This window comes from Pseudomonas sp. SDO5532_S415 (genome assembly GCF_054071155.1).
On record NZ_JBSVWS010000331.1, the window covers coordinates 1 to 2,360 of the forward strand.

General features: G+C 57.4%; 4 protein-coding genes. All 4 read left to right on the forward strand.

Features of this window, described 5'->3' with window-relative positions; all coding sequences use genetic code 11:
- Nucleotides 1-138 precede the first annotated feature (138 nt).
- The 4 genes from moaC to ACW9HW_RS29865 all read left to right on the forward strand — a co-directional run bounded on the left by moaC (nt 139) and on the right by ACW9HW_RS29865 (nt 2,312).
- A complete protein-coding gene (gene moaC, locus ACW9HW_RS29850; RefSeq protein WP_457402920.1) occupies nt 139-612 on the forward strand; it encodes a cyclic pyranopterin monophosphate synthase MoaC in 474 nt (157 codons plus the stop codon).
- Complete coding sequence (gene moaD, locus ACW9HW_RS29855; protein ID WP_008060537.1) at nt 609-851, forward strand: molybdopterin converting factor subunit 1; 243 nt, start codon at nt 609-611, stop codon at nt 849-851. Before moaC ends, moaD begins: the two co-directional genes overlap by 4 nt.
- Nucleotides 852-853: 2 nt before the next feature.
- Entirely contained in the window at nt 854-1,306 is a 453-nt protein-coding gene (gene moaE, locus ACW9HW_RS29860; RefSeq protein WP_095193032.1) for a molybdopterin synthase catalytic subunit MoaE, read from the forward strand.
- A 229-nt stretch (nt 1,307-1,535) separates the two neighbouring features.
- Nucleotides 1,536-2,312 carry an ABC transporter substrate-binding protein gene (locus ACW9HW_RS29865; RefSeq protein ID WP_095193033.1) on the forward strand — a complete coding sequence of 259 codons (777 nt, stop codon included), beginning with the start codon at nt 1,536-1,538 and terminating at the stop codon, nt 2,310-2,312.
- Nucleotides 2,313-2,360 lie beyond the last annotated feature (48 nt).

Consider the following 2,360-nt stretch of genomic DNA (forward strand, 5'->3'; position numbering starts at 1 on the left):
AGTAACGGTGATATTGGCTGGCACACCGCTTTCGCGAGCAGGCTCGCTCCCACAGGGGAATGTGCTGATCGGATAATCTTGCGTGCGGAAAATTGACCCGCAGGTTTACAATCGATGCTCCTGATCAGGAGTAATCCCGTGCTGACACATCTCGATTCCCAAGGTCGCGCCAACATGGTCGACGTTACCGAAAAAGCCGTGACGTTTCGTGAGGCGACGGCCCAAGCGCTGGTGCGCATGCTGCCCGAAACCCTGCAGATGATTGTCAGCGGCGGTCACCCCAAGGGTGATGTGTTTGCCGTGGCACGCATTGCCGGCATTCAGGCGGCGAAGAAAACCAGTGATCTGATTCCGCTGTGCCATCCGCTGATGCTCACGGGCGTCAAGGTCGAACTCAGTACCGAAGGCGACGACAGCGTGCGCATTGTGGCGCGCTGCAAATTGTCCGGGCAGACCGGTGTGGAAATGGAAGCGCTGACCGCCGCCAGTGTCGCCGCGCTGACCATCTACGACATGTGCAAGGCTGTCGATCGCGGCATGACCATTGAAAGCGTACGGCTGCTGGAAAAGGTCGGCGGCAAGAGCGGTCATTTCCAGGCGGATCAACCATGAATGTCACCGTAAAGTTTTTTGCCCGTTATCGTGAAGCGCTGGGTGTGGATTCGGTGAAGGTCGAAGGCCAATTCGCCACCGTCGACGACGTGCGGGCGTTGCTGGCGCAACGTGAGGGGGCTGACGTGCTCCGCGAACAGAACCTGATGTGCGCGCGCAACGAAGACCTGTGCCAACTCGACGAGCCGGTGAGCGATGGCGATGAAGTGGCGTTTTTTCCGACCGTGACCGGGGGCTGATCATGGCGATTCGCGTGCAGTCCACGGCGTTCGATCCGGGTGCCGAAGTCAACGCCATGCACGCCGCCAATGTCGGTGTCGGTGCGGTGGTGAGTTTTGTCGGCTACGTGCGTGATTTCAATGACGGGCTCGACGTGGCCGGGATGTTCCTCGAGCACTATCCGGGCATGACCGAAAAGGCTCTTGGCAAAATTGCCACCGAGGCCGAGCAGCGCTGGCCGCTGCTCAAGCTGGAAGTGTTGCATCGTATCGGTGCGCTGGAGCCCGGCGAACCGATCGTCTTCGTTGGCGCCGCCAGCGCCCACCGCCAGGCAGCGTTCGATGCCTGCGCCTTTGTCATGGACTACCTGAAAACCCGCGCACCGTTCTGGAAAAAGGAAAATACCGCCGATGGCCCGCGTTGGGTCGAGGGGCGGGACAGCGATCATGCGGCGGCGGATCGCTGGAAACAGTAATTTCTGCATTGCTCACGAGTACGCCATCGCGGGCAAGCCTGCGATGGCGTCAAACCAACAATCTTGTTGACTCACCTCCCGACCATTGGCTGGGCACAATCCCCTTTGCCCGATTGACGATCTATACATAAAAGTCCAGTATGGAATTATAAGTACAAAAAAGGCTTTCCCCGTTTCTGCTTTTTCTTCTGTCTTGCCAAACCAACAACAAACCCGCGAGAGAACGAATATGAAGAAGTTCCCCCTCATCACCGGTCTGGCCCTGAGCCTGTTGGCGTGCAGTAGCCTGTTTGCCGCCGAGAAAACCTTGCGCATCGGTATCGAGGCGGCTTATCCGCCATTTGCCTCCAAAACCGAAAAAGGCGAGATCGTCGGTTTCGACTATGACATCGGCAACGCGTTGTGCGCGCAGATGCAAGTCAAGTGTGTGTGGGTCGAAAGTGAATTCGACGGTCTGATTCCTTCCCTGAAAGTGAAGAAAATCGACATGGCGCTGTCGTCCATGACGATCAACGAAGACCGCAAGAAGTCGGTGGATTTCACCCACAAGTACTACTTCACCTCATCGCGCCTGGTGATGAAGGAAGGCGCGGTGGTGGATGACCAGTACGCCAGCCTCAAGGGCAAGACCATAGGCGTGCAGCGTGCGACCACCACCGACCGTTATGCCACTGAGGTGTTCGAACCCAAGGGTATCAACGTCAAGCGTTACGGTAACAATGAAGAGATCTACATGGACCTGGCGGCCGGTCGCCTGGACGCGATTTTTGCTGACACCATTCCGCTCAATGACTTCCTGTCGATGCCGCGCGGCAAAGGCTATGCGTTTGTCGGACCGGAATTGAAGGATCCGAAATACGTGGGCGAGGGTGCCGGGATTGCCGTGCGCAAAGGCAACACCGAGTTGGTCAGCCAGTTGAATTCGGCCATCGATGGCATTCGTGCCAGTGGTGAGTACCAGAAGATTTCCGAGAAGTACTTCAAGTCGGACATCTACGGCGACTGATATACCGCCTTCGCGAGCAGGCTCGCTCCCACAGGGGAATGCATTCAA